Source organism: Teichococcus aerofrigidensis, from assembly GCF_054073225.1.
Genome location: NZ_JBSXMU010000293.1, coordinates 1 through 542, shown reverse-complemented (window position 1 = coordinate 542; position 542 = coordinate 1). Strand labels below are relative to the sequence as shown.

1 protein-coding gene is annotated in these 542 nt (G+C 79.5%); it reads left to right on the top strand.

Annotated features, from left to right (window positions below; genetic code table 11):
- Window positions 1–542 (top strand): type II secretion system F family protein (locus tag ACVMLK_RS21305; protein ID WP_457487579.1); only part of this gene is annotated, 542 nt, incomplete at both ends.

The following is a 542-nucleotide window of genomic DNA, read 5'->3' as shown; positions in this document are numbered from 1 at the left end:
AACCGGCCGCGCCGCCGGCGGCGCGGCCGGTTGCAGGCGGTGCGCGCCGGCACGCCCCTGTCCGCCGCGATGGCGGCGCAGCCCGGCGGCTTTCCCGGCTGGCAGGTCGCCGCCGTGGCCACCGCCGAGGGCACCGGGCAGTTGCCGTCGGTGCTGGAGCGGCTCGCCGCCGAGACGCTGCGTCTGGAGCGCGTGGCCGAGAGGCTGCGCGCCGGCATGGCCTATCCCATGGTGGTGCTGGCGCTCTCCCTGGCGGTGATCGCGGTGCTGGTCGCCGTGGTGCTGCCGGCCCTGGAGCCCCTGTTCTCGGCCGCCGGCGGGCGCCTGCCGGCCTCCACCCACGCCATGCTGGCCGTGGCGGAATGGCTGCGGGCCTGGGGAGCGCTGCTGCTGGCGGGGCTGCTGGCCGCCGGCCTGCTGCTGCGCCGCGGCCTGGGCGGCGCCGCGCGGCACCGGAGCCATCTCCGGCTGCTGCGCCTCCCGCTGCTCGGCCCCCTGCTCTGGCGCAGCGCCACGGCGCGCTTCGCCCGGCTGCTCGCCAC